Annotated in this window: 22 protein-coding genes; 13 read left to right on the top strand and 9 right to left on the bottom strand. The window is 71.1% G+C overall.

The genetic code is table 11. The features are described from left to right. Positions 1–12: 12 nt before the first annotated feature. Entirely contained in the window at positions 13–3060 is a 3048-nt protein-coding gene (locus tag ACZ7M2_RS13265; RefSeq protein ID WP_471595321.1) for an alpha-mannosidase, read from the top strand. A 174-nt stretch (positions 3061–3234) separates the two neighbouring features. Then, positions 3235–4119 carry a sulfotransferase family protein gene (locus tag ACZ7M2_RS13260; RefSeq protein ID WP_471595320.1) on the top strand — a complete coding sequence of 295 codons (885 nt, stop codon included), beginning with the start codon at positions 3235–3237 and terminating at the stop codon, positions 4117–4119. Positions 4120–4146: 27 nt separating this feature from the next. Here ACZ7M2_RS13260 and ACZ7M2_RS13255 read toward each other — a convergent pair whose 3' ends face one another. Both ACZ7M2_RS13255 and ACZ7M2_RS13250 read right to left on the bottom strand, forming a co-directional pair. After that, on the bottom strand, positions 4147–5844 hold the full coding sequence (locus tag ACZ7M2_RS13255) for a carbohydrate binding domain-containing protein (protein ID WP_471595319.1): 1698 nt from the start codon (positions 5842–5844) through the stop codon (positions 4147–4149). Positions 5845–5990: 146 nt separating this feature from the next. Further along, positions 5991–7166 carry an ATP-grasp domain-containing protein gene (locus tag ACZ7M2_RS13250; RefSeq protein WP_471595318.1) on the bottom strand — a complete coding sequence of 392 codons (1176 nt, stop codon included), beginning with the start codon at positions 7164–7166 and terminating at the stop codon, positions 5991–5993. A gap of 288 nt (positions 7167–7454) precedes the next feature. Between ACZ7M2_RS13250 and ACZ7M2_RS13245 the strand changes: the two genes are divergently transcribed. After that, a complete protein-coding gene (locus ACZ7M2_RS13245; RefSeq protein ID WP_471595317.1) occupies positions 7455–8363 on the top strand; it encodes a metallophosphoesterase family protein in 909 nt (302 codons plus the stop codon). After that, a complete protein-coding gene (locus ACZ7M2_RS13240) occupies positions 8311–8997 on the top strand; it encodes a 4'-phosphopantetheinyl transferase family protein (RefSeq protein ID WP_471595316.1) in 687 nt (228 codons plus the stop codon). Before ACZ7M2_RS13245 ends, ACZ7M2_RS13240 begins: the two co-directional genes overlap by 53 nt. Here the strand turns inward: ACZ7M2_RS13240 and ACZ7M2_RS13235 are convergent. Next, positions 8994–9236, bottom strand: a complete 243-nt coding sequence (locus tag ACZ7M2_RS13235) for a hypothetical protein (RefSeq protein ID WP_168497945.1) — start codon at positions 9234–9236, stop codon at positions 8994–8996. The two genes, ACZ7M2_RS13240 and ACZ7M2_RS13235, sit on opposite strands and share 4 nt — an antisense overlap. 239 nt (positions 9237–9475) lie before the next feature. Here ACZ7M2_RS13235 and ACZ7M2_RS13230 point away from each other — a divergent pair, with 239 nt between their 5' ends. Next, positions 9476–10519: an alpha/beta fold hydrolase gene (locus ACZ7M2_RS13230; RefSeq protein WP_471595315.1), complete on the top strand. Its 1044-nt coding sequence runs from the start codon at positions 9476–9478 to the stop codon at positions 10517–10519. A gap of 57 nt (positions 10520–10576) precedes the next feature. Here the strand turns inward: ACZ7M2_RS13230 and ACZ7M2_RS13225 are convergent, their stop codons facing one another. The 4 genes from ACZ7M2_RS13225 to ACZ7M2_RS13210 are packed head-to-tail and all read right to left on the bottom strand — an operon-like array spanning position 10577 to position 14452. Next, complete coding sequence (locus tag ACZ7M2_RS13225; protein WP_471595314.1) at positions 10577–12025, bottom strand: NAD(P)/FAD-dependent oxidoreductase; 1449 nt, start codon at positions 12023–12025, stop codon at positions 10577–10579. Continuing rightward, positions 12009–13217, bottom strand: a complete 1209-nt coding sequence (locus ACZ7M2_RS13220; protein ID WP_352047652.1) for an MAB_1171c family putative transporter — start codon at positions 13215–13217, stop codon at positions 12009–12011. The genes ACZ7M2_RS13225 and ACZ7M2_RS13220 overlap by 17 nt, the downstream gene beginning before the upstream one ends. A gap of 15 nt (positions 13218–13232) precedes the next feature. Beyond that, entirely contained in the window at positions 13233–13763 is a 531-nt protein-coding gene (locus ACZ7M2_RS13215) for a hypothetical protein (protein ID WP_054236102.1), read from the bottom strand. Positions 13764–13795: 32 nt separating this feature from the next. Beyond that, positions 13796–14452, bottom strand: coding sequence for a helix-turn-helix domain-containing protein (locus ACZ7M2_RS13210; RefSeq protein ID WP_054236054.1), 657 nt, complete (start codon positions 14450–14452; stop codon positions 13796–13798). 240 nt (positions 14453–14692) lie between these two features. Here ACZ7M2_RS13210 and ACZ7M2_RS13205 point away from each other — a divergent pair, with 240 nt between their 5' ends. Continuing rightward, entirely contained in the window at positions 14693–15340 is a 648-nt protein-coding gene (locus ACZ7M2_RS13205; RefSeq protein WP_471595313.1) for an MmyB family transcriptional regulator, read from the top strand. A 34-nt stretch (positions 15341–15374) separates the two neighbouring features. Here ACZ7M2_RS13205 and ACZ7M2_RS13200 read toward each other — a convergent pair whose 3' ends face one another. Both ACZ7M2_RS13200 and ACZ7M2_RS13195 read right to left on the bottom strand, forming a co-directional pair. Next, positions 15375–16154, bottom strand: a complete 780-nt coding sequence (locus tag ACZ7M2_RS13200) for a cache domain-containing protein (protein ID WP_471595312.1) — start codon at positions 16152–16154, stop codon at positions 15375–15377. Then, positions 16111–16947, bottom strand: coding sequence for a FadR/GntR family transcriptional regulator (locus ACZ7M2_RS13195; RefSeq protein ID WP_471595311.1), 837 nt, complete (start codon positions 16945–16947; stop codon positions 16111–16113). The genes ACZ7M2_RS13200 and ACZ7M2_RS13195 overlap by 44 nt, the downstream gene beginning before the upstream one ends. A 104-nt stretch (positions 16948–17051) precedes the next feature. On the opposite strand from ACZ7M2_RS13195, the gene ACZ7M2_RS13190 reads away from it, so the two are divergent. The 7 genes from ACZ7M2_RS13190 (at position 17052) to ACZ7M2_RS13160 (ending at position 24134) form a co-directional block, all read left to right on the top strand. Further along, complete coding sequence (locus ACZ7M2_RS13190; RefSeq protein WP_471595310.1) at positions 17052–18089, top strand: ABC transporter ATP-binding protein; 1038 nt, start codon at positions 17052–17054, stop codon at positions 18087–18089. A 29-nt stretch (positions 18090–18118) separates the two neighbouring features. Next, complete coding sequence (locus ACZ7M2_RS13185; protein WP_471595309.1) at positions 18119–19378, top strand: ABC transporter substrate-binding protein; 1260 nt, start codon at positions 18119–18121, stop codon at positions 19376–19378. 10 nt (positions 19379–19388) lie between these two features. Then, positions 19389–20279, top strand: coding sequence for an ABC transporter permease (locus ACZ7M2_RS13180; protein WP_471595308.1), 891 nt, complete (start codon positions 19389–19391; stop codon positions 20277–20279). Between the two features lie 10 nt (positions 20280–20289). Then, positions 20290–21105: an ABC transporter permease gene (locus ACZ7M2_RS13175; RefSeq protein WP_471595307.1), complete on the top strand. Its 816-nt coding sequence runs from the start codon at positions 20290–20292 to the stop codon at positions 21103–21105. A 179-nt stretch (positions 21106–21284) separates the two neighbouring features. Further along, positions 21285–22436, top strand: a complete 1152-nt coding sequence (locus tag ACZ7M2_RS13170) for an NAD(P)/FAD-dependent oxidoreductase (RefSeq protein ID WP_471595306.1) — start codon at positions 21285–21287, stop codon at positions 22434–22436. Further along, positions 22433–22732 (top strand): (2Fe-2S)-binding protein, encoded by a 300-nt coding sequence (locus ACZ7M2_RS13165; RefSeq protein WP_060898511.1) that lies wholly within the window; start codon positions 22433–22435, stop codon positions 22730–22732. The genes ACZ7M2_RS13170 and ACZ7M2_RS13165 overlap by 4 nt, the downstream gene beginning before the upstream one ends. Continuing rightward, on the top strand, positions 22722–24134 hold the full coding sequence (locus ACZ7M2_RS13160) for an FAD-dependent oxidoreductase (RefSeq protein ID WP_471595305.1): 1413 nt from the start codon (positions 22722–22724) through the stop codon (positions 24132–24134). Before ACZ7M2_RS13165 ends, ACZ7M2_RS13160 begins: the two co-directional genes overlap by 11 nt. The last annotated feature ends 57 nt before the right edge of the window (positions 24135–24191 follow it).

Here is a 24191-nt window from a genome sequence, read left to right as displayed (position 1 = left end):
TGGAGACCTCACATGCACGACGAACGCCGCCGGATCGAGGAGCGCGTCGCACGCGTCCACGACCAGCGCATCAAGCCCGCGATCTATGCCGCCTCGGTTCCCTTCGAGGTCGAGGCCTGGCAGGCGCCCGGTGAGCCGGTCCCCTTCGAGGAGGCCGCCGCGGCGCCGTACAAGCCCTTCGCGATGGACACCCCCTGGGGCCCGCCGTGGGGCACCACCTGGTTCCGGATGCGCGGCTCGGTTCCCGCGGACTGGACGGGCAAGCGCGTCGAGGCCGTCTTCGACCTCGGCTTCGTGGGCGACTGGCCCGGCAACCAGGCCGAGGCGCTCGTCCACCTGCCGGACGGGGTCCCGCTGAAGGCGGTCAACCCGCAGAACCAGTACGTGCCGATCGCCCACCCGGCCACGGGCGGCGAGGAGATCCACTACCTGGTCGAGGCGGCCTCCAACCCCGACATCCTGGCGAACGACTTTGCGGGCCCGACCCCGCTCGGCGACCGCCTCACGGCCGGTGACAAACCGATCTACACCTTCAAGCGCGCCGACATCGCCGTCCTCGACGAGAACGTCTGGCACCTCGACCTCGACGTCCAGGTGCTGCGCGAACTGATGCTGGAGCTGGGCGAGCTCGATCCGCGCCGACACGAGATCATGATCGCGCTGGACCAGGCGATGGACGCCCTCGACCTGGACGACATCTCCGGGACGGCCGCCGCCGCCCGCGCGGTGCTGGCCCCCACCCTGGCCAAGCCCGCGCACGCCAGCGCCCACACCCTCTCCGCCGCCGGTCACGCGCACATCGACTCCGCCTGGCTGTGGCCGATCCGCGAGACCAAGCGCAAGACCTCCCGCACCTTCTCGAACGTCACCGCGCTCGCCGAGGAGTACGAGGAGCTGGTCTTCGCCTGCTCGCAGGCCCAGCAGTACGAGTGGGTGCGCGACAACTACCCGCACGTGTGGGAGCGCATCAAGAAGGCCGTCGCCGACGGGAACTGGGCGCCGGTCGGCGGCATGTGGGTGGAGGCCGACGGCAACCTGCCCGGCGGCGAGGCGCTGGCCCGCCAGCTCATCCACGGCAAGCGGTTCTTCATCGAGCACTTCGGCATCGAGACCAAGGGCGTCTGGCTGCCGGACTCCTTCGGCTACAACGCGGCCTACCCCCAGCTCGCCAAGCTGGCAGGAAACGACTGGTTCCTGACCCAGAAGCTCTCCTGGAACCAGACCAACAAGCTGCCCCACCACAGCTTCTGGTGGGAGGGCCTCGACGGCACCCGCATCTTCACGCACTTCCCGCCCGTCGACACCTACAACGTCGAGTTCTCCGGCAAGGAGATGGCACACGCCGTCCGCAACTACCAGGACAAGGGCCGCGGCACGACGTCCCTGGCCCCCTTCGGCCACGGTGACGGCGGTGGCGGCCCCACCCGCGAGATGATGGAGCGCGCCCGGCGGCTGGCGAGCCTGGAGGGCTCGGCGAAGGTCCGGGTCGAGCACCCGGACGCCTTCTTCGCCACCGCCCGCGAGGAGATCCCCAAGGACCAGGTCTGGTCCGGTGAGCTGTACTTGGAGCTGCACCGCGCCACCTACACCTCGCAGGCCCGCACCAAGCAGGGCAACCGGCGCAGTGAACACCGCATGCGCGAGGCCGAGTTGTGGGCGACCACCGCCGCACTGAACGCGCCGGGCTACTCCTACCCGTACGAGAAGCTCGACCGGCTCTGGAAGACGGTCCTGCTCCACCAGTTCCACGACATCCTGCCCGGCTCGTCCATCGCCTGGGTGCACCGGGAGGCCGAGGCGGAGTACGCGCGGGTGGCGAAGGAGGTCGAGGCGATCACGGCCGAGGCCGTTGCCGCGCTGGGCACGGGCGAGACCCGGGTGTTCAACACCAGCCCGGTCGACCGCGCCGAGGTGGTCCGCACCTCCGTCGGCATCCCGATGTACGCCGAAGTCCCCGCGAGCGGAAGCGCGTTGCTGGGCACGGGTGAGCCCGCGCAGCCGGTGACCGTCGACGGCCGCGTCCTTGACAACGGCCTGGTCCGCGTCGAGCTGGCCGAGGACGGCACGCTGGCCTCCGTACGCGACCTGACGGCCGACCGCGAGGTCCTCGCCGACAAGGGCAACCTGCTCCGTCTGCACAGCGACCTCCCGAACTACTGGGACGCCTGGGACATCGACAAGCACTACAAGAACCGCTACACGGACCTGCTCGACGCCGAGTCCGTCACGGTCGTCGAGGACGGCCCGCTGCTCGGCGCGCTGAAGGTGGAGCGCGCCTTCGGCAAGGGCTCCCGGATCGTCCAGACGATCACCGTGCGGGCCGGCAGCCGCCGGATCGACGTCGAGACCGAGATCGACTGGCACGAGGCGGAGAAGATCCTCAAGGCGGCCTTCCCGGTCGACATCCGGGCCCCGCACTCCTCCGCGGAGATCCAGTTCGGCCATGTCCAGCGGCCCACGCACACCAACACCAGCTGGGAGTCGGCCCGCTTCGAGGTCTACGGCCACCGCTGGGTGCACATCGCCGAGCCCGGCTACGGCGTCGCGGTCATCAACGATTCGACGTACGGCCACGACGTCTCCCGCACGGTCCGCGAGGACGGCGGTACGACCACGACCGTACGCCTGTCCCTCGTGCGTGCCCCGCGCGTGCCGGACCCCGAGGCCGACCAGGGCAAGCACCGCTTCACCTACGCGCTGCTGCCGGGCGCGAGCATCGAGGACGCGATCGCGGAGGGCTACGCGCTCAACCTGCCGCTGCGGGTGGCGGATTCGGCGGGCCCGGCCGAGCCCGTCGTCTCCGTGGACGGGGAGGGCGTGACCATCGAGGCGGTCAAGCTCGCCGACGACGCCTCGGGCGATGTCGTCGTACGCCTCTACGAGTCCCGCGGCGGTCGCGGCACCGGCACCCTGCGCACCGGCTTCCCGCTGGCGGGGGCCCAGGTGACCGACCTCCTGGAGCGCCCGCTGACCACGGCCGACACGGACGGGAACGCGGTCGCGGTCGCGCTGCGCCCCTTCGAGGTGCAGACGCTGCGGCTGGCCGTGGCGAAGGCGTGAGCCCGTTGTCCCGGGGGAAGTGACGGTACTTCCCATGAAGAATTAAGGAAAGGGTAAAAGGCCAGGTCACGGCGGGCTCCGCGCCCGCCGTGACCACGGCGCTTCTTCTGCGCGACACCTGGAGTTCGCCCTTCCCCCTTGTGATGCGGGGACCAGCGAGAAAGAGGTGTCACGGTGCGAGACCCGCGTATGTCCGCGATCGGCAAGGGACTGAAGCGCCGGGGGAGGCTGATGGCGGAGGCGGTGCGCCCGCCGCGGCGAACCCTCGACGGCCTGCCGTCGCCCCGGAGCCCCGAGGGCGCCGACGGCCTGCCGTACGTCGCCCCGCCCGCCCCGCGGCTGGTGGACTCGCCCGTCTTCGTGCTCTCGTCCGTGCGCTCCGGCTCGACTCTGCTGCGGGTCCTGCTCAACAGCCACAGCCAGATCCGCGCCCCGCACGAGATGCATCTGCGCACCGTCCACGTCCACTTGTCCCGGGACTTCACCGCGGAGGCCATGCGCGCCCTCGAGCTCGACAAGGACGAGCTGGAGCACGCCCTGTGGGACCGGCTGCTGCACCTCGAACTCACCCGCAGCGGCAAGCGGATCATCGTCGACAAGACCCCGCCGAACACCCTCGTCTGGCCCCGTCTGCACCGATGTTGGCCCAGCGCCCGCTACATCGTGCTGCTGCGCCATCCCGGCGCGGTCATCACCTCGCTGACGAACCGCCGCTCGGACCCCGACCACGAGGCCATCCACGAGGAGGTGCTCGGCTACAGCGAGAAGCTGGAGGAGGCCCGGCAGAACCTCGACGCGCACGTGATCACGTACGAGGAGCTCACCGCCGACCCCGAGCGGACCACCCGGGGCCTGTGCGACTACCTCGGTGTCCCCTGGGAGAGCGGCATGCTCGACTACGGCAGCCAGGACCACGGTGCCTTCCGCCCCCAGCTCGGCGACTGGAGCGACACCATCAGGTCGGGCCGGATCCAGCCCGCCAAGGCAGCCGAGGCGACCGTCGAACTCCCGCCCAGGCTCACCGAGTTGGCGCGGGCATGGGGGTACCCGACCGCCTGACGGCCGGATACCCCCACGCCGGGAGCGTCAGCCGGTGAACCCGGCCGTGATGGAGGTGAACTGCCAGTTGTTCTGGCTGATGCCGGAGCAGTTGCTCACCACGCCGCCGCCGGGGCAGGGCCGGTCACGGTTGACCGCCCAGTAGGCGAGACGGGCGATGTGGTGCGAGTTCGCCCAGTCGCGGATCTGGGTCCAGATCGCCGGGGTGGTGTTCTCCTGCTGGTCGGACAGACCGTTCATGCCGGAGATGCCGATGTGGGAGTAGGCCGTGGCGTCGTCCCAGCCGAAGGTGGACTTCAGCTTGGTCTTCAGCCCTTCGGCGGCATTGACGGTGTTGCCGTACATGTCGGAGCCGCCGCCGAAGTCGAACGGCATGATCGTGAAGACGTCGATGCCCGCGTTCAGCGACTGCGCCTGCTCGATGAGCCGGTTGCCGTAGTAGGTCGGTCCGGTCGTCGAGGTGCCGAAGGTGACGATCGTCCTGAGGCCCGGGTTGTTGGCCTTGACGGTCTTCAGCGCGGTCAGGATCTTGGCCTGGACGGCCTCGTTCTCGAACTCGTCCGTGTTCTCGATGTCCATGTCGATCGCCTTGAGACCGTAGGCGTCGATGACCTTCTGGAGCGCACCGGCGAGCGCGCTCGCCGAGGAGCAGTTGGCCCCGAGCTTGCTGCCCTGCCAGCCGCCGAACGACGGGACGACGTCACCGCCGGCGGAGCGGATCTGGTTGATGACGGTCTGGTCGGTGCCGCCGGTGAGCGCCCTGCTGCCGTCCCAGGCGGGATTGCAGCCGCCCGAGTCCAGCATGAACGCCATCGTGAACCACTTGACGCCGGTCGAGCTCATCACCGAGGTCGCGCTCGGCGGGTCGCCCCAGCCGAGGTAGAGGTACGGTGCCGCCTGCTTGAAGCCGGTGCCGCCGCCACCGCCCGCGTCCGTGGTCACGGACACGGAGTTGGAGGCCCCGGAGGTGTTCCCGGCGGCGTCCCGCGCCTTCACCGTGAACGTGTAGGCGGTGCTCGACGAAAGACCGCTGACCGTCGCGCTCGTCCCCGAGACGCTCAGCACCTGGTTCGAGCCGCTGTAGATGTCGTAGGCGGTGACGCCCACGTTGTCGCTCGACGCGCCCCACGACAGGGACACGCTGGAGGAGGTCTTGCCGGTGGAGGTCAGGTTCGTCGGCGCGGTCGGCGCCTGGGTGTCGGAGCCGCCTCCGCCGCCCGGACCGTCCAGGCTGATGTCGTCGGCGTAGTAGGTGCCCTGCGCGTACCAGCCGTGGACGTAGATCTTGGCGGTGGTCTGCGAGGCGCCGGTCGTGAAGGAGACGCTGAGTTGGCTGTACGCCGACGGGGACGTCGTCCACGTCGAGGCACCGCCGTCCACGCCCAGGTAGACGTAACTGCCGCGCACCCACCCCGAGAGGCTGTACGTGGTGTTCGGCTGGACCGAGACGGTCTGGCTGCACTGGGCGTTGTCACTCGAACTCGCCGCCCCGGCCAGGGCCTTGGAGCCACCGTGCACGGGGCTGGAGACGACCGAGCCGAGGTTCCCGGTGCACGACCAGGGGGAGAGGCCGCCCGACTCGAAGCCGGGGTTGGACAGGATGTTGGCGGCCTGGGCCGTGGTGGGCAGTGCGACCGCGCCGGCGAGCGCGAGGGCGGCGGTGCCGAGCAGCGCGAGGACGCGATGTCTGGAGCGCCTGAGGTCTGTTCTGAGGTTGATGCGCACGCGATCTCCCTTGAGGCATGGGGGTGTTCGGGAGTGCTTCGGGAGTGCTGAGAGGTGCGCAACCAAGTTGGTATGGACCAATCCCGCTGTCAAGGCGTTGCGCGGAATTGGTCCAGACCGGTGAGTGGGGGCAGAGGGCGTAAGGCTCAGGCGGGGGCGATGGCCGCCGTGGTCGCGCTGGAGGCCTTGGACGCATGGGCGGGCGCCTCCGACACCGGAGCGGCCTCCGTGGCCGGGGCCGGGGAGGGCACGGCGGGCAGGGTGGACGCGGGCGCGCCGGTGCGCTGCTGCGGCAGCGAGACCGGACGCACCGGACGGGGACCCGCGAGCACGGTGTAGTCCTGCCCGAGCAGCGGTGGCACCATCTCGCCGGGCTCCTCGCCGAGTGCCAACCGCACCGCGGCCCAAGGGGCGTTGATGCCGCACTGCGAGAGCTGGTGCAGACCGCCCGCCGGGCGGGTGTTGACGTCCATGAGAACCGGCTCGTCATCGAGCATCCGGAACTGAATGTTCGTCAGATAGTGCAGTCCGAACGCCTCCGCGAGCAGCCGCGCGGGCTCGATGAACGAAGGGTGCAGCGTGAAACCGCGACGCCGTCCGTTCTTCGTGCGGCCCACCGCCATACGGACCCGGCCGTCCGGCGCCGTGAGGCAGTCGACGGACACCTCGGGCTGCCCCAGAAGCGGCATGACCAGCCAGTCGACGGGCTCGTCCGCCGACCGCACTGCCTCCACGACCAGGTCGAGCGGCACGTACGGGCTCGGAAATCCATTGAGGTGCGCGAGTGAGAAGGGGGCGCGCGTGATGACGCGGAAGCCCACGCCGCCCGCCCCCGCCGCCGGCTTGAAGCAGGCCTTGTGACCCGCGGCTTCCAGGGTCTCGACCGCGGCGACGAGCTCTTCCTCGGTGCGCACCCGCCACCACGGCGGCACCGGCACACCCACCGCCTGCACCGCCTGATACGCGGTGGCCTTGTCCAGGAAGACGGCCACGGCCTCGGAAGGCGGTGCCAGCAGGGCCGTGCCGAGCGCCGCGAACTCGGCGCGGTGCGCCACGAGCGCCGCCTGGTGCAGCACCGGCACGAACACGTCGATGGAGTGGCGCGCGCACTGGTCGAGGGCGTACTCGACGTAGGCGGCGGGGGAGAGGCCCTCCGGCTCCATGGCGGCGGTGTCGGCGGCGGCGAGCACGGGGGAGTCGGGATCGCCGTGGGTGGCATGGATCTCGACCGGGCGGAGCTGCGGATTACTTCGCAGCTGGTCCATGAAGAACACGTTCTCCGCGTACGTGCGGTTGAGCCAGACGCGTACGCGAGAACCCATGCAGGCCGCCTTTCAGGGTTCCGGGCACGGCGGAGCAGGCCGTGCCCGGCCAGGGGAGAGGGAGGAACAGCAAACCGCCATACGCCGAGAAGGGTTCGTGGCGGTTGTGTTGGGGCGATCATAAGGGGAGCGAGCCCGGTGTGACGCTACGGGCGTGTTACGGATTTCCCGAGACCCCGGAATCAGGCTCGACGCGCCGGGGCGCGAGGCCCGGCGCGCGGGCCGTCCTTGTCCCGCGGGGACGAATGTGTTCTTGTGTTTCCAGTCCTTTTCTCGGAGGTGGCAAGGGTGCGGTCGACGGCCGGCGGACACGGAAACCTGCTGGCCATCAGCGACCTGCACATCGGGTACGCGGAGAACCGCGCCCTGGTCGAGAAGATGCGCCCGCACACCGACGACGACTGGCTCCTCGTGGCCGGTGACGTCTCGGAGATCGTGGCCGACATCCACTGGGCCCTCGAAACCCTCAGCGGACGCTTCCGCAAGGTCGTCTGGGTGCCCGGCAACCACGAGCTGTGGACCCACCCCAAGGACACCGTGCAACTGCGCGGTGTCGCCCGCTACGAGCATCTCGTCGCCATGTGCCGGGAGTTGGGTGTCACGACCCCCGAAGACCCCTACCCCGTCTGGGACGGGCCGGGCGGCCCCGCGGTCGTCGCACCGCTCTTCCTGCTCTACGACTACTCGTTCCTGCCGCCGGGTTGCGCGACCAAGGACGAGGGCATGGCGTACGCCGAGGGGACCGGGGTGATCTGCACCGACGAGCACGTCCTGCACCCCGACCCCTACCCGAGCCGCGAGGCCTGGTGCCGGGCCCGGGTCGCCGAGACCGAGCGCAGGCTCGCCGAGCTGCCCGAGGACCTGCCCAGCGTCCTGGTCAACCACTACCCGCTGGACCGTCACCCGACCGACATCCTGCGCTACCCCGAGTTCGCCATGTGGTGCGGTACCCGGCTGACCGCCGACTGGCACCGCCGCTTCCGCGCCCAGGTCATGGTCTACGGCCATCTGCACATCCCGCGGACCACCCACCATGAGGGTGTCCGCTTCGAAGAGGTCTCGGTGGGATACCCCCGGGAGTGGCGGCCCCGCCCCGGCCCGCCGGACACCCTGCGCCACGTACTGCCGATGGAGGTCGGAGCCGGTGATCGAGGAGCTGCTCCCGGAATCGGTCGTGACCGTGGAGACACACGGTGACGACCAGGACTGGGGCGCGCCGCTGTACCCCGGGGAGCAGGAGCTCGTGGCGCGGTCCGTGGAGAAGCGACGCCGTGAGTTCGCCGCCGTGCGTGCCTGTGCCCGCCGGGCCATGGAGAAGCTCGGCGTGCCCGCGCAGGCCGTCCTGCGCGGCGAGCACGGGGCGCCCGTCTGGCCCGCCGGGCTGATCGGCAGCATGACGCACTGCGAGGGCTACTGCGCGGCCTCCCTCGTCCGCGTCACCGACCTGGCCTCGCTGGGCATCGACGCCGAACCCCACGAGGAACTCCCCGACGACGTCATCGTCTCCGTGGCCCTGCCCACGGAGAACGACCGGCTGCGCGAGCTGGCGCGGCGGGACGCCTCCGTGCACTGGGACCGGCTGCTGTTCAGCGCCAAGGAGTCCGTCTACAAGGCGTGGTACCCCCTCACCGGAAAGTGGCTGGACTTCTTCGAGGCGGACATCGAACTGTTCGCGGACGACGGCCCCGCACGCTCCGGCGGCCTGCGCGCCGAACTCCTCGTGCCGGGACCGCTGGTGAACGGGCGACGCATACAGTCGTTCGAAGGACGCTGGACCGTGCGCCGGGGCCTGCTGGCCACGGCCGTCACCGTCCCGCACACCAGGCCCTAGGCAAGGCGGCCTCCGGGCTCCGGGCACCAGCTGTGCAGCAGCCGGAAGAACTCCTCCTCGTTGCCCGCGAGTCCGGCCGCCGCCAGCGCCTGCTCCGCCTCGGCGAGCGCGGCGGGCGGCACCACGGGTGGTCGACACCCGTCCGGCGGACCGTCGAACGCCGCTCGTACGGTCTGGAGGAGACGCAGATAGGCCTGCACGGCGGCGCGTTCGTGGTCGGTCAGTACGGCGGTCGGCATCGGACGGCTCTCCCCGGGTCGGCTGGTCGAAGCGGTACATGGCGGTACGTGCCTCCAGCTTGCCAACCGCCACTGACAATCCGGTTTCGATGCGTGCAGGTTCGCCCGCTTAGCGGAGGTGAAACATCACGGAAATCCCTTGTGGGACAGGGGCTCTAGGGTGGTGAGAAGAGCCGGGAAGCGCCTTCTCGGCGGCAGGGAAGCCGCCTTCACGGCGGCCCGGAACAGGAGGTGAGCCCGTGGTCGACGTACCGCCTCGGCGTCCGCGGCGCAACCCGCGGCTGCGCTCCGTGGGCGACGCGGAGCTGCGTCTGCGGCACCGCGTCGTGCACGGCTACCGTCGTGCCTACCGCGTGGCCGGTGAGGGCCCCGCGCTCGTCCTGATCCACGGCATCGGCGACTCCTCGGCGACCTGGGCGGACCTGATCCCCGACCTCGCACGCTCCCACACGGTGATCGCGCCCGACCTGCTCGGCCACGGCTCCTCCGACAAGCCGCGCGCCGACTACTCGGTGGCCGCATACGCCAACGGGGTCCGCGATCTGCTCACCACGCTCGACATCGAGTCCGCCACCCTGGTCGGGCATTCGCTGGGCGGCGGTGTCGCCATGCAGTTCGCCTACCAGTTCCCGGAGCGCACCGAACGGCTGATCCTGGTCAGCGCGGGCGGCGTCGGCGGCGAGGTCAACCCCGTACTGCGGGCCGTCTCGCTGCCGGGCGCCCACCTCATGCTCTCCGCGCTGCGACTGCCCGGCATGCGCCTCCAAGTCGGCATCTTCCTGCGCCTGATGAGGCTCCTGGACACCGATCTGGGCCAGGACGCACCGGAAATGCTCAACCTCGTCGACGCGCTGCCCGACGCGACCTCCCGCAGCGCGTTCATCCGCACCCTGCGGGCGGTCGTCGACTGGCGCGGGCAGGCGGTGACCATGCTCGACCGCTGCTATCTGACCGAGGGCATGCCCACGATGCTGCTCTGGGGCGACCGGGACAGCGTGGTGCCGGTGCGGCACGCGTACGGCGCGCACCAGGCCATGCCGGGCAGCCGGCTGGAGATCTTCGAGGGCGCGGGCCACTTCCCTTTCCACAGCGACCCGGCCCGTTTCCTCGACCTCGTCGAGGAGTTCACCAGTACCACCAGCCCGGCCGACTGGAGCCGCGAACACTGGCGCGAACTGCTGCGCGCGGGCCGCCCCGGCACCACGGCCGGCCGGCCCGACACCGCCCACAACCGGGCGGTGGAGCGCGATCTGCGCGAGGCGAGCGAACGCAGCGCGACCTGACACCCACCGCCGGCGACGCCCCACCGCCGACGGTGCCGCTGGACGCTCGCTCTCCGCTCAGCGCGCTGCCGGCGTTCCCGACGGCTCCGGGACGCTCAGCACCGCTTCCCGCTCCTCGGCCGTGAGGGGCGGGGCGGTCAGGGGAGGGCGGCGCGGGCCGCGCAGTACGGCGACGGCGACCTTCGGTCCGACCAGCGTGGACAGGGGAGCCGAGAGGGTGATCACGGCCAGGAGCGCCCGGGCCGCCAGGGGGCGTCCTGCCGCCGTGCGCAGGAGCCGGTCGACATAGCGCCCCAGCAACTTCCGCGTGACCCCGGGCTCCTCACCGATCGCGCCCGGGTAGCGGATGTCCGTGGCCGTGGCCAGCTCCCAGGCGATCGTCACCGGAAGGGCCACCGCCCGCTGCACCCGCCGCGCGAGCCCCGGCGCCGCGATCCCGTGCTCGGCGAGCCGGCCGCGCAGCGCCAGCGCGCCCTGGGCGGCCACCGTCATGCCGTGCCCGTAGACCGGGTTGTACGTGGCGACGGCGTCGCCGAGCACGACGAATCCCTCCGGCCAGCCCTTGACCTTCTCGAAGAAACGCCGCCGGTTGATCGTGCTGCGGCTGACGGTGACGTCCGTCAGCGGCTGCGCGTGCGCGATCAGTTCGCCCACCAGGGGGTGCCGCAGGCCGCGCGCGAACGGCTCGAACTCCTCGACGGAGTCCGTCGGCTGTCCGTCGCGGGTGCCCGACAGCGTCACCAGCCAGCGCCCGCCCTCGACGGGCACGATCGTCGCGGAGCGGCCCGGCACGGGCTGTGCCGGGTCGGGCTGTACACCGACCACGGGGTAGTCCTCGGTGCCCGCCGGTGCCCGGAAGATCCGGCTGGCGTAGGTGAGTCCGGAGTCGACCTCGTCCAGCGGCGCCGGTGCGACACCCAGCGCGTCGAGCCAGAGTGAGGAGCGCGAGCCGCGTCCCGAGGCGTCCACCACCAGGTCGGCCGGCAGCACCCGTTGCCCGCCGTCCCGCATCCGCACGCGCACGCCCGTCACCCGGGAGGCGTCGCCCTCCAGAGCGAGCAGCTCCGTGCCGTCCACGACGGTCACCCGGTCCTTCGTGGCGACCTGGTCGCGCAGCACCGAGTCGAGCAGATCACGGGTGCACGAGATCATGAACTCCATCTCGGGCCAGCGCCGCAGCCAGCCCTGCGCCGTCAGCGAGACGAATCCGGTGGGCATCGGGATCCGGCGGGCGCCCGCGGCGAGCCAGGCCGCGGTCACCCCCGGCAGCAGCTCCTCCATCGCGCGGGCGCCGCCCGACAACAGCAGATGGGCGTGCCGGGCCTGCGGGAGGCCCTTGCGCGGCGCGGGCCCGTCCGGCAGGACGTCGCGCTCGACGACGGTGACCTCGGCGTACGGGTCCAGGGCGGCGGCGGCCAGCAGACCGGCCGTCCCCGCGCCGATGACGACGGCCCGACGGGGGGCCGTACCTCTGTCGCCTGCTGCCGCGCTAGCGGGATTGCTCATGGAAGTCGCTCTCTGACCTGGTAGCGGCCCGTCCTCGGACGGCCGCGACGACGGGTGACTGACGCAGGGCCATCGACATCCGTACGAGGTCGCGTGGACCCTCGGCGGAAGCGGCGGGGGCGGTGGCGGCCTCCGCCGCGCTGATGACCCTGCCCTCCGGGTCGGCCGCCCTGGCCCGCACCGCCGCCGTCACCATCGCCGCGTCGGCCTCGGCCTGAGCCTGGGCGGGCTCGGAGCCCGCCGTCACGGCCGCGTCGTAGGCGAGGGAGCGTACCTCGGAGTCGAAGTAGGGGTACAGGCCGAGCATGCCGTCGTGGATGTCGGACTCCCGCTGGGTCACCTGGAGTTCGGCGGAGGACCACCAGGAGATCCGCACCGCGTGGTCCGCGTGCGCCGAGACCGTGCTCAGCTCGCGCCACAGCGGCCCGAGCCGGCGGTACGTCGACCAGGTGGTCCAGCTGTCCCCGATGCGCTGGCAGGCCAGCGGGAGCAGGAAGCCGACCGCGCTGACCTGGGCTCCGACGGAGGCCAGTACAGGAGCCACGTCGGTGCTCAGACCGTCCAGGTTCGCGCCGTTCCAGCGGGCCACGACGGCGATGAACTTGGTCACCGAGTAGGGGACGTTGAAGAGGAAGCCGACCGCGATCGTCAGCAGCCCGGCGCGCAGCCAGCCGTCCACCTGAAGGGCCCAACGCCAGCACATGACGTTCATCGCGACGCCCGCGACGGTCAGCGCCACGAGGTAGAGGACGATCATCTCGCGGATGAACGGGGTGTTCGCGTAGTAGGTGTCGAGGTCCCGCAGGCGCTCCTCGGGGCAGTCCCCGAGCAGGTAGAGCACGACCAGTGCCACGCTGACGACGCCGTACCCGGTGATCCAGCGGCGGGAGAGCCGGCGGGTGACCTCGGGGGGTCCGCCGCGCCAGTGGATGATCAGCACCAGACAGGACGCGCTGAACACGCTCAGCAGGCAGTAGACCAGGGGCGCCGAGACGTTGGGGATACCGGTGAGGTCATTGACCTCGGCGATGGTCGGCGGGGCCGCGAAGAGGAACACCAGGCAGGCCAGCGCCAGCAGGACGCCCACCGACCGCAGCAGCGGGTCGCGCCAGCCGCGGATCAGGGTGGGCGCCTTGACGGCGAGGGCGGCGCCCATGGCGACGGCCGGGACGTAGTAGCTGGATCCGTCCATGTCCGGGAAGGCGCCTCAGCCCTGCGGTCCGCGGTACCCCAGGGACGCCTCGATGCGACCGGCCAGACCGTCCCGGCTCACCGGCCCGCGCAGTGGCGAACCGGCCAGCCAGGTACGGCACTTGCTGGCGAGCAGCAGACCGAAGCTCTCGGCCTCCTTCTCGTCCGCGAGGTCGAAGCGGGTGCGCGCGGCGACCCTCAGGACGGTCGCCTGCAGATCGGCGGTGTCGCTGAGTAAGCGGGCCGCGACGGCGGCGCCCTCGACGTGGTGACTGCAGTGCCCGGCCTTCATGTGCCACAGTTCGTGGCCGAGGATCACCAACTGGTGGTCGGGGGCGGTGCGTTCCTCGATGACGACGAGGTCCTGGTCGGCCATGTCGAGCCACAGTCCGCTGGCGGTGCCGGGCGGGAACGCGGCCGTACGGAACTGGACGGGGCGTCCGCGGCGTCTGCTCATGGCGTCGCACAGGGCGGCGTACAGGTCGCCGGGTTCCGCCGGGGCCGGGAGCGAGAGCTCCGCGACCAGCTCGCCGCACAGGCGGCGCATGTCCCTTCCGATGCCCACAGTTCTCCCCCGGATCACGACTCGGGCCGCTTGACGCTCTCCAAGAGCATGTCCAGCCATTCGGCGACCTTGTCGCGGTGCTGGTCGGTGGGCAACTGCGCGGCCCGCCAGGCGATTCCGCGGACGCCGTGGTCCTGGAGCAGCCGCTCCAGCGGGTCGTCGGCGGCCGCGGCCGCCTCGCGCTCGCGGTCGGCGAGCTGCTGGAGCAGCTCCTGCTCCGAGCGCTGGAGGGCGCCCACGAGCGCCTCGGAGTCCTCGGCCGTCAGGAACCCCGCGTGCACCCGGAAGAAGCGCTGGATGGCGTCGCAGTGCTCCATGGTGGGGCGCCGGTCGCCGTTGATGAGGGCGCCCGCCTGTTGACGCGACATTCCGGCGCCGTCGGCGATCTCCTGTTGGGTGTATTTGCGCCCATTGGGCTTGAGCCGGGTGCGGCGCAACAGGTCCAGGCGCTGGAGGAAGCGGGCCTGGAGATCGGGTTCCCCGGCGGGGCGACCGCCCAGCAGGGCCCGCACCACGGGTTGGGGCACGCCGGACTCGGCCGACAGGCGCTGGACGTCGAAAACCTCGGAGTGCTGCACATCGAGCCGGTCGGCGAGTGCGGTGACCCGGGCCACGACGGCCGGCAGCAGAACCGTCGCCGTGGCGCCCGGAACTTCGAAGCCATCCGTCACCGACTGATCTCCTACGTCTCTCTCAGTCTCGCTCGGGTCTCTCGGGTCTCTCTCACACGGGTCAGGGACCAACGGGAGACTAGCCGTTCGCTCGAACTCACATCCAGCTGTAGCCACAACTGTGGCGCGAATCAGCCGTCAACAAGCGCCAAATGCCACGATAGTTGACATGACTGAGCTCCGGGCAGCAGGATCGGGGCGCCGCGTGAAGGCCGCAGAGGCAAGAGGGGTGACCTCCCGATGGCGTACCAGGCAGGATGGCAGCGGTCCCAGCCGCGACCTGTCCCCGAGAGTCTCGAGGCTCAGGCGTATCTCCAGGACTACGCCGCTCTTCTGGAGGCTGTCGCGTTCCCGTCCGTCGTCTTCGACCACCGCTGGGACGTCGTGTTGTCCAACGCCGCGTTCGAGACACTTTTCGGCGGCGTGGGCCCCCATCCGACCGCCATGCCGGGTGACAACTTCCTCCGGTTCGTCCTGTTTCACCCGGACGCGGCCACGGTCCTCGGCGAGCACGAGTCGAGCTGGTGCCTGCCGATGCTGGCCCACTTCGCCGCGGCGGTGGAGCGCCACGGTCAGGACCGCGGACTCCAGTCGATCCGCCGGGACATCGCCCAGGACCCGATCATGGAGGCCGCCTACCGGCAGGGCCTGCCGCACTGGATCCGCGCCGTCGGCCCGGACGCCGTCGAGCACGACGGCGCTGTACGGCCGCTGGTGCACCCCGATCCCCGCTGGGGCCGCACGGACTGCCGGATCGTCGGCGAGACCCCCAAGGCCCTCCAGGACTTGGGATACACGCGGATGACCCTGGTCCTGCGCGAGGCGCGGCACATGACGGCCGGACCGCGCAGGACACGTAACGGCGCGGCGGAGCTGCGCGTGGTGTGAGCCCGCTCGGCGGTCCAGGGTGTGGGCGGCCCGCTCAGGGGCCCAGTACGACGAGCACGAGGGGCACTCCGTCGCACGGGATCAGCCGCATCCCGTCGCGGCGCACGGTCCGCGCCCCCGCCAGTACGGCCCCGAAGTCCTGGCCCCTGGTGAGCGATCCGGCCAGATGCGCGGGATCGGCGGACGCGGCCACCCGCCCACGTCCGTTCACCAAGTGGGCGGGACCGGGCAGCTGTTGGAGCAGCGGCACGACCGCCGCCTCGAAGTGCCGCAGATACACGTCGGCCGCGGCGACCCCCGCGAACCGGCCCTCCACCTGCACGGGCGCGGACAGCGTCAGGCTGTACTCGTCGGAGCAGAGGTAGTCCACATAGGGGCCGGCGACCGCCCGCTGTCCGGTGTCACGGGGGAGGGCGAACCAGTCCCAGTGCGTGTAGTCGGAGTACGCGGAGTGCGCGGGGTCGAGGTCGAGCAGCAGCGGCCGTACGTCCCCGTCGGAGCCGGTCTGCCACCATTCCAGCCACGCCGGTACGTCACTCAGCAGTCCCGGCGCGGCGACGAATCCGACGCCCGACACCAACTCCTGCCGGGTGAGCCGGAGATGAAGTCCCGGGCGCAGCGCGGCCAGGTCGACGGTCGCGGGTCGACGGCCCTGCGCGGCGACCCCGGTGAGCCGGACCGTGGCGTCGGCGCGGGTATCGGCAACCGCCTCGAAGACGGCCTCGAGGGTGGAGCGGACCTGGGCGGCGACGGCCGCCTCCGGTGTCGCGTCAAGCGTCGCCGTGGCGCCGGCCGGACCGGGGCTCCTGCTCATGGGCGCCCTCCAGCGGACGGGGACCGGACACGGCGCGCGGCATCGCGAGGCGGAGGGCGATGAGCCGTGCCGTCGAGGCCTGGACGCACCGCTCGGCCAGCGCTCTGGCCGATGCGTGGGCTCCATCTTGCACGGCCGAGATTACGGAGCGGTGACGGTCTGCGACTTCTTCACGATATGCGTCGTTCCCGAGCACGAGACAGAGCAGTGCCCCCACTTCCGTCTGGAGCGCGACCTGCTCGCGGGTCAGCCGGGCGGACTGGGCCGCCGCGGCGAGCTCGACGTGAAACCGGCCGTAGACCCGGCTGCGCGCCGCGGCGTCCCCGGCGGACGCCAACTCATCCAGTGTGCGGCGCAATTGCTGCAGGTCGCCCGGCTCCGTGCGCTCCGCGGCCAGTTGGGCAGCCGCGCCCGACAGGGCGGCCCAGTGGTCGCCCAGATCGCGCAGCTCCTCCGTGCTCCAGCCGGCCAGCCGCACCCTGAGTCGCTCCTCGCCGGGGACCTCGGGGAGGGAGACGAAGCTGCCGCCGCCGCGCCCCCTGCGGGTGATGACCAGCCCTTGCTGGCGCAGCGCCATCAGCGCCTCGCGCAGGGTGACCGTGGACACGCCGAGCTGACCGGCCAGCTCCATCTCGCCGGGCAGCTGCTCCCCGTCGGCGAGCAGGCCGAGCTCGATGGCGTCGCTGAGCCTGCGGATGACCGCGTCCACCCGGGCGCGGTTGTCCACGGGGGTGAAGACGGCTCTGCGGGCACCCTCGGCGTTGTTGTTCACGTGCTGCTTCACGGCCACCACCTTGTGCGTTGACTCAACCTTTACTCTAAGGGGGTATTGAGCTTTGAACTATGACTTCATATCTTTCCGGTCAACGCGCCAGTGCACCAGAAAGGTTCCCGCCCATGGAGGCAACAGCGATCCGGCTCCAGGGCCTGCGGAAGGCGTTCGGTGAGACGACCGCCGTGGCCGGAGTGGACCTGGACATCGCCGACGGTGAGTTCTTCTCGATGCTCGGCCCGTCCGGCTCGGGCAAGACGACCGTCCTGCGGATGATCGCCGGCTTCGAGAGCCCGACCGCGGGCCGGATCGAGCTGGCGGGCCAGGAGGTCACCGGGCTGGCCCCCTTCGAGCGGGACGTGCACACCGTCTTCCAGGACTACGCGCTGTTCCCGCACATGACCGTCGAGCAGAACGTCGCGTACGGCCTCAAGGTCCGCAAGGTGCCCAAGGCCAAGCGGCTCCAACAGGCCCGCGAAGCGCTCACGGACGTACGCCTCGAAGGCTTCGGGGCCCGCCGCCCCTCCCAGCTCTCCGGCGGTCAGCGTCAGCGCGTCGCACTCGCCCGCGCCCTCGTCGGGCGCCCCCGGGTGCTGCTGCTCGACGAGCCGCTCGGCGCCCTCGATCTCAAGCTGCGCGAGCAGATGCAGGTCGAACTCAAGGCGATCCAGCGCGAGGTCGGCATCACCTTCGTCTTCGTCACCCACGACCAGGAGGAGGCCCTGACGATGAGTGACCGCATCGCCGTCTTCAACCAGGGCCGCATCGAACAGGTCGGCACCCCGGCCGAGATCTACGAACGCCCCGCCACCCCCTTCGTCGCCGGCTTCGTCGGCACCTCCAACCTGCTCGAAGGCGACTCCGCACAGCAGGTGGTGGGTGCCCCGGGCACGTACAGCATCAGGCCCGAGAAGATCCGCGTCCTCAAGGAGTCCGCCGAGGCCGGCGAGCCGGAGCACTCCACCGCCACGGGCACCGTCGTCGAGGTCGTCTATCTGGGCGACGCCACCCGTTTCCTGGTGGACCTCGACGCGGGCGGACGGCTGACCGCGCTCCAGCAGAACCTGGAGACCTCCTCCGAGGACGTCGCCGCCTATCGCGGCACCCGGGTCCGGCTCCAGTGGCACCACCGTCACACCTTCAAGGTCCCCGCCCCCCGCTGACGACCCCCACGCTCAGTCCCCCATCACGTATGGAGTACGTCGTGCGCCTCAACCGAACCCTCCGAGCCCCTCGTTCTTCGTTCGCCTCCGGGGCGCTTCAGCGCGCCCCTGCGGCTCTCGCGGCCGCCGTCGCGGTGCTCCTCGCCGCAACGGCCTGCGGGTCGTCCGACTCGGGTGCCTCCTCGGCCACCGGCCTCAACCCCCCGGACCTCAAGGCGCAGTCGAAGCTGGGCAAGACCGAGGGCCAGGTCAACCTGGTCGCCTGGGCCGGGTATGTCGAGGACGGCTCCAACGACCCCAAGGTCGACTGGGTCAGCGACTTCGAGAAGCAGACCGGCTGTCAGGTCAACTCCAAGGTCGCCGCCAGCTCCGACGAGATGGTCAAGCTGATGAAGACCGGCCAGTACGACGCCGTCTCCGCGTCCGGCGACGCGTCCCTGCGCCTCATAGCCTCCGGTGACGCGGCCCCGGTCAACACCACCCTCGTGCCGAACTACAAGGACGTCTTCAGCGGCCTGAAGAACGGGGCCTGGAACTCCGTCGACGGCAAGATGTACGGCATCCCGCACGGCCGCGGCGCCAACCTGCTGATGTACAACACGCAGAAGGTCACACCCGCTCCCACCTCCTGGTCCGCGGTCTTCGACGACGCCTCGAAGTACAAGGGGCACGTGACGGCGTACGACTCGCCGATCTACATCGCCGACGCGGCGCTGTATCTGAAGGCGGCCAAGCCGGAGTTGAAGATCAAGGACCCCTACGCGCTGGACCAGAAGCAGTTCGACGCGGCCGTCGCGCTGCTGAAGAAGCAGAGCGTGGACGTGGGGGAGTACTGGAGCGACTATCTCAAGGAGATCTCCGCCTTCAAGAGTGGTGACTCCGTGGTCGGCACCACCTGGCAGGTCATCGCCAACCTCGCGCAGGGCGAGGGCGCCAAGGTGAAGGCCTTCGTGCCCAAGGAAGGCTCCACGGGCTGGTCGGACACCTGGATGATCTCCGCCAAGGCCAAGCACCCCAACTGCGCCTACAAATGGATGGACTGGATCATCTCGCCGAAGGTGAACGCCCAGGTCGCCGAGTACTTCGGTGAGGCCCCGGCCAACTCCAAGGCGTGCACCGAGACCAGCGACAAGTCGTTCTGCGACACCTTCCACGCGGCCGACGAGGGCTACTGGAAGAACATCGCCTTCTGGAACACGCCCATCGAACAGTGCCTGGACGGCCGCACCGACGTGAAGTGCGTGCCGTACGCGAAGTGGGTCCAGGCCTGGACCGAGATCAAGGGCTGAGAGACAACCGATGACCTCCACCGCGCAGGCCGCCGGACGGTCCCCCGTCCGGCGGCTCGCCGGGACCCTGCACCGCCGGCCGCGGCTCAGGCTGTCCCTGCTGCTCACCGCACCGCTGCTGTGGCTGGCCGTGCTCTACCTCGGCTCGCTGGCCGTGCTGTTCGTCTCGGCGTTCTGGACGACCAACTCCTTCACCTCCGAGGTCGTGAAGATCTGGTCGACCGACAACTTCCACGCCCTGTTCATGACGCCTGTCTTCCGGCAGGTGATCCTGCGCAGCATCGGTGTGGCGCTCGCCGTCACCGCGCTGTCCGTGGTGATCGCCTTCCCGGTCGCCTTCTACACCGCCCGCATCGCGAGGCCCAGGTGGCGGCCGTTGCTCGTGGTCGCCATTCTCACGCCGCTGTGGGCGAGTTACCTCGTCAAGGTGTACGCCTGGCGGCTGATCCTCTCCCAGGGAGGTTTCGCCGACTGGATGTTGAAGCCCTTCGGGCTCGGCGGACCCGGGTTCGGACTGTTCGCGGCGATCATCGCGCTGACCTACCTGTGGCTGCCGTACATGATCCTGCCGATCCACACGGCACTGGAGCAGCTGCCCGCCAACTTGCTCGACGCCTCGGCGGACCTGGGCGCCCGCGCCGGACGCACCTTCCGCTCGGTAGTGGTCCCGATGGTGCTGCCGTCCGTGGCGGCCGGCTCGGTCTTCACCTTCTCGCTCAGCCTCGGGGACTACATCACCGTGCAGATCGTCGGCGGCAAGACCCAGCTGATCGGCAACCTCGTCTACTCCAACATCGAACTGAACCTGCCCATGGCCGCCGCGCTCGGCACGGTCCCCGTCGTCGTCATCGTGCTCTATCTGCTCGCGATGCGCCGAACGGGCGCCTTGAGCAGTCTCTGAGGAGCCCGCCGTGCAACTCTCCCGTTCCGCGCGCATCGCGCTCCGCGTCGCCGCCGGGGTCGGCTTCGCGTTCATCTACGTCCCGCTCGCGCTGGTCCTGGTCAACTCCTTCAACCCGGACCGCAGCGCGAGCTGGCCGCCGTCCGCACTCACCTTCCGCTGGTGGTCGGTCGCCTGGGAGAACGAGGGTGCCCGCTCGGCGCTCTGGGTCTCGGTGAAGGCGGGCCTCGGCGCCACGGCCATCGCCCTGGTGCTGGGCACGCTGATCGCCTTCGCCGTGGCCCGGCACCGGTTCTTCGGCCGCGACGCCATCTCGTTCGTGGTCGTCCTGCCGATCGCGCTGCCCGGCATCGTCACGGGCATCGCGCTCAACTCGGCGTTCAGTACGGTACTTGAGCCGCTCGGCGTCGGTCTCGGCCTGTTCACCGTGATCGTCGGTCACGCCACCTTCTGCATCGTGGTCGTCTTCAACAACGTCGTCGCGAGGCTTCGGCGTACCTCGGGCTCGTACGAGGAAGCGGCGATGGATCTGGGCGCGGACACCTTCCGGGCCTTCCTCGACGTCACCTTCCCGCTGGTGCGCTCGGCCCTGCTGGCGGGCGGACTGCTCGCCTTCGCGCTCTCCTTCGACGAGATCGTGGTGACGACGTTCACGGCCGGGCCCGGCATCGAGACCCTGCCGATCTGGATCTTCAACAACATGACGCGGCCCCAGCAGGCACCGGTCGTGAACGTCGTGGCGGCGGTGCTCGTGCTGCTCTCCGTGCTCCCGATCTACGCGGCCCAGCGGCTGTCCGCCGACACGGCGTCCGGGAGCCGGGTGTGAACGGGAGCAGGATGGGCTGCGGGCCGACCGCCCGGCGAACTCCCGTGTCCATGCCTCGACTTCGTCGGCCGAGCGGGGCAGCCAGGCCGAGCTGGAAGCAGCGATCCGGTTCACCCGGGCGGACCGGGTCGTCGGCCGGTGTCCTTCCTGGCGTGAGAAGCATGTGACATAGTACTGGTGTGAGCGAGCGGCTGACCTGTGATGTCGTGATCGTCGGAGCCGGAATGGTCGGCGCGGCCTGCGCGCTGTACACGGCCCGGGCGGGCCTCGACGTCGTTCTGGTGGACCGCGGCCCGGTGGCCGGCGGGACCACCGGCGCGGGTGAGGGCAATCTGCTCGTCTCCGACAAGGAACCCGGGCCCGAACTCGACCTCGCCCTGCTGTCGGGGCGTCTGTGGGCCGACCTCGCGGAGGAGCTGGGCGAGGCCTTCGAGTACGAGGCCAAAGGGGGCGTCGTCGTGGCCGCCACACCCGAGGGGCTCACCGCGCTGGAGACCTTCGCGGCGGGACAACGAGCCGCCGGGATCGAGGCGGTTCCGGTGGCCGCCGACCAACTCGGCACCCTGGAACCCTGCTTGGCACCCGGCCTCGCGGGCGCCGTGCACTATCCGCAGGACACCCAGGTGATGCCGGCACTCGCCGCGGCGCACCTCGTGCGGGCCTCGGGGGCGCGGCTGCTGACGGGGCGGACCGTGACCGAGGTGCTGCGCACGGCGGACGGAGCGGTACGCGGCGTGCGGACCGACCGTGGTGACCTCCACACCCCGGTGGTCGTCAACGCGGCCGGCACCTGGGGCGCCGAAGTGGCCGCGCTCGCGGGCGTCTTCCTGCCCGTCCTGCCCCGACGCGGCTTCGTGCTGGTGACCGAACCACTGCCGCGCCGGGTGCGGCACAAGGTGTACGCCGCGGACTACGTCGCCGACGTGGCCAGCGACTCGGCCGCGCTGGGGACCTCACCCGTCGTGGAGGGCACGGCGGCGGGGCCGGTCCTGATCGGCGCGAGTCGTGAACGGGTCGGCTTCGACCGGTCGTTCTCGCTGCCGGCCGTACGGGCGCTGGCGGCCGGGGCGACGAGGCTGTTCCCGTTCCTCGCCGACGTACGGGCCCTGCGGACGTACCTGGGTTTCCGGCCGTACATGCCCGACCACCTGCCCGCGATCGGCCCTGATCCACGGGTGCCGGGGCTCTTCCACGCCTGCGGGCACGAGGGCGCGGGAATCGGCCTCGCCACCGGCACCGGGCGGCTGATCGCGCAGGCCGTCGCGGGCGGGACGCCCGACCTGGACCTTGCGCCGTTCCGGCCCGACCGCTTCCCGAAGGAGGCCGGGTGAATCCTCTGGAGCTGGTCGGGGCCGAGCCGGGCCCCGCGTTCACCGTCACCCTGGACGGCCGTGAGATCACGGCCCTGCCCGGGCAGACCGTCGCCGCCGCACTGTGGGCGGCGGGCGTCACCTCCTGGCGCGCCACCCGCGGCGCGGGCCGCCCGCGCGGCGTCTTCTGCGGCATCGGAGTCTGCTTCGACTGCCTGGTGACCGTCAACGACCGCCCCAACCAGCGGGCCTGCCTGGTGCCGGTCCGAGCGGGCGACACGATCCGTACGCAGGAGGGGACCGGCCATGGTGACTGAGCGACCGCACCTCGCGGTGATCGGCGCGGGACCGGCGGGGCTGGCCGCGTCCCTGGCCGCCGCGGAGCACGGTGTCCGGGTCACGCTGATCGACTCGGCGGCCGGAGCGGGCGGCCAGTTCTACCGGCGGCCCCCGGCGGAACTCGGGGCCCGGCGCCCGGAGGCGCTGCACCACCGGTGGCGGACCTGGCGGCGCCTCGGGGACGCGCTGGCCGCGCGGGTCGAGGCGGGCACGATCAGGCATCTGGCGGACCATCACGTGTGGTGCGTCGAACCCGTGGAACCCGTGGAACGTGTGGAACTTGTCGTGCACGCGCTGCTCGGCCCCCTCCAGGAGGAGCCCGTCACCGTCCGCGCCGACGCCGTGCTCCTCGCCACCGGTGGATACGAGAAGGTGCTGCCGTTCCCGGGCTGGACCCTCCCCGGGGTCGTCACCGCCGGTGGTGCGCAGGCCATGCTGAAGGGCGGACTCGTCGTCCCCGGGCAGCGGGCGGTCGTGGCGGGGACCGGGCCCCTGCTGCTGCCCGTGGCGACCGGGCTCGCCGCGGCGGGGGTCGAGGTCGCCGCCCTCGTCGAGTCCGCCGACCCGAAGGCGTTCCTGCGGCGGACCGTGGCCCTGGCCGCACAGCCTGGGAAGGTCGCCGAGGGGGTGCGGTACGGCGCCCAACTCCTGTGGCACCACGTCAAGTTGCTCCCTCGGCACACCGTCGTCGCGGCACACGGCGAGCAGCGGCTCGACGCCGTGACCGTCGCCGCGCTCGACACCCACGGACGGGTCGGGCCCGGCACCGAACGGCGCATCGCGTGCGACACGCTCGCCGTCGGTCACGGCATGCTGGCGCACCTCGACCTCGCCGAGTCGCTCGGCTGCCGCATCGACGGCCTGAACGTCGCCGTGGACGACGAGCAGCGCACCGACGTGCCCGGCGTATGGGCCGCGGGCGAGACCACCGGCATCGGTGGCGCGGCGCTGTCGCTCGCCGAGGGGCACATCGCGGGGCGCTCGGCCGCGGCCCGGCTGACGGGGACGCGGCCCGACCCGCACACGTGGGCGCGCGCCGCCAGGTCCCGCAGGAGAGCGCGGGAGTTCTTCGCCGCGCTCGACACCGTCTACGCGCCGCCCGCGCACTGGACGGAGCAGGTCACCGACGACACCGTCGTGTGCCGCTGCGAGGAGGTCACCGCCGGTGCGGTCAGGAACGCCGTCGACGAACTCGGCGCGGGCGACGTACGGACCGTGAAGCTGCTCACCCGCGCGGGGATGGGCTGGTGCCAGGGCCGGATGTGCGAGCCCGCCGTCGCCGGACTCGCCGGATGCGAACAGACGCCCGCGCGGCGGTTGTTGGCGCGCCCGGTACCGCTCGGGGTGCTGGCGAGGGCCGGGGATCCCGAGGACGACTGACCACCTTCGTACCGCCTCGCCCCACCGCTACCGATCATCAGTGAAATGTCACACACT

The organism is Streptomyces sp. NPDC111507 (genome assembly GCF_055638955.1).
This window is presented reverse-complemented; position numbering and strand designations above follow the sequence as displayed.

Coding starts and splice junctions, on each gene's coding strand:
- ACZ7M2_RS13160 (WP_471595305.1), top strand. CDS start 22,722: ATGGTGACTGAGCGACCGCACCTCGCGGTGATCGGCGCGGGACCGGCG.
- ACZ7M2_RS13200 (WP_471595312.1), bottom strand. CDS start 16,154: ATGAGCAGGAGCCCCGGTCCGGCCGGCGCCACGGCGACGCTTGACGCG.
- ACZ7M2_RS13205 (WP_471595313.1), top strand. CDS start 14,693: ATGGCGTACCAGGCAGGATGGCAGCGGTCCCAGCCGCGACCTGTCCCC.
- ACZ7M2_RS13220 (WP_352047652.1), bottom strand. CDS start 13,217: ATGGACGGATCCAGCTACTACGTCCCGGCCGTCGCCATGGGCGCCGCC.
- ACZ7M2_RS13250 (WP_471595318.1), bottom strand. CDS start 7,166: ATGGGTTCTCGCGTACGCGTCTGGCTCAACCGCACGTACGCGGAGAAC.
- ACZ7M2_RS13180 (WP_471595308.1), top strand. CDS start 19,389: ATGACCTCCACCGCGCAGGCCGCCGGACGGTCCCCCGTCCGGCGGCTC.
- ACZ7M2_RS13235 (WP_168497945.1), bottom strand. CDS start 9,236: ATGCCGACCGCCGTACTGACCGACCACGAACGCGCCGCCGTGCAGGCC.
- ACZ7M2_RS13185 (WP_471595309.1), top strand. CDS start 18,119: ATGGAGTACGTCGTGCGCCTCAACCGAACCCTCCGAGCCCCTCGTTCT.
- ACZ7M2_RS13190 (WP_471595310.1), top strand. CDS start 17,052: ATGGAGGCAACAGCGATCCGGCTCCAGGGCCTGCGGAAGGCGTTCGGT.
- ACZ7M2_RS13215 (WP_054236102.1), bottom strand. CDS start 13,763: ATGCGCCGCCTGTGCGGCGAGCTGGTCGCGGAGCTCTCGCTCCCGGCC.
- ACZ7M2_RS13225 (WP_471595314.1), bottom strand. CDS start 12,025: ATGAGCAATCCCGCTAGCGCGGCAGCAGGCGACAGAGGTACGGCCCCC.
- ACZ7M2_RS13265 (WP_471595321.1), top strand. CDS start 13: ATGCACGACGAACGCCGCCGGATCGAGGAGCGCGTCGCACGCGTCCAC.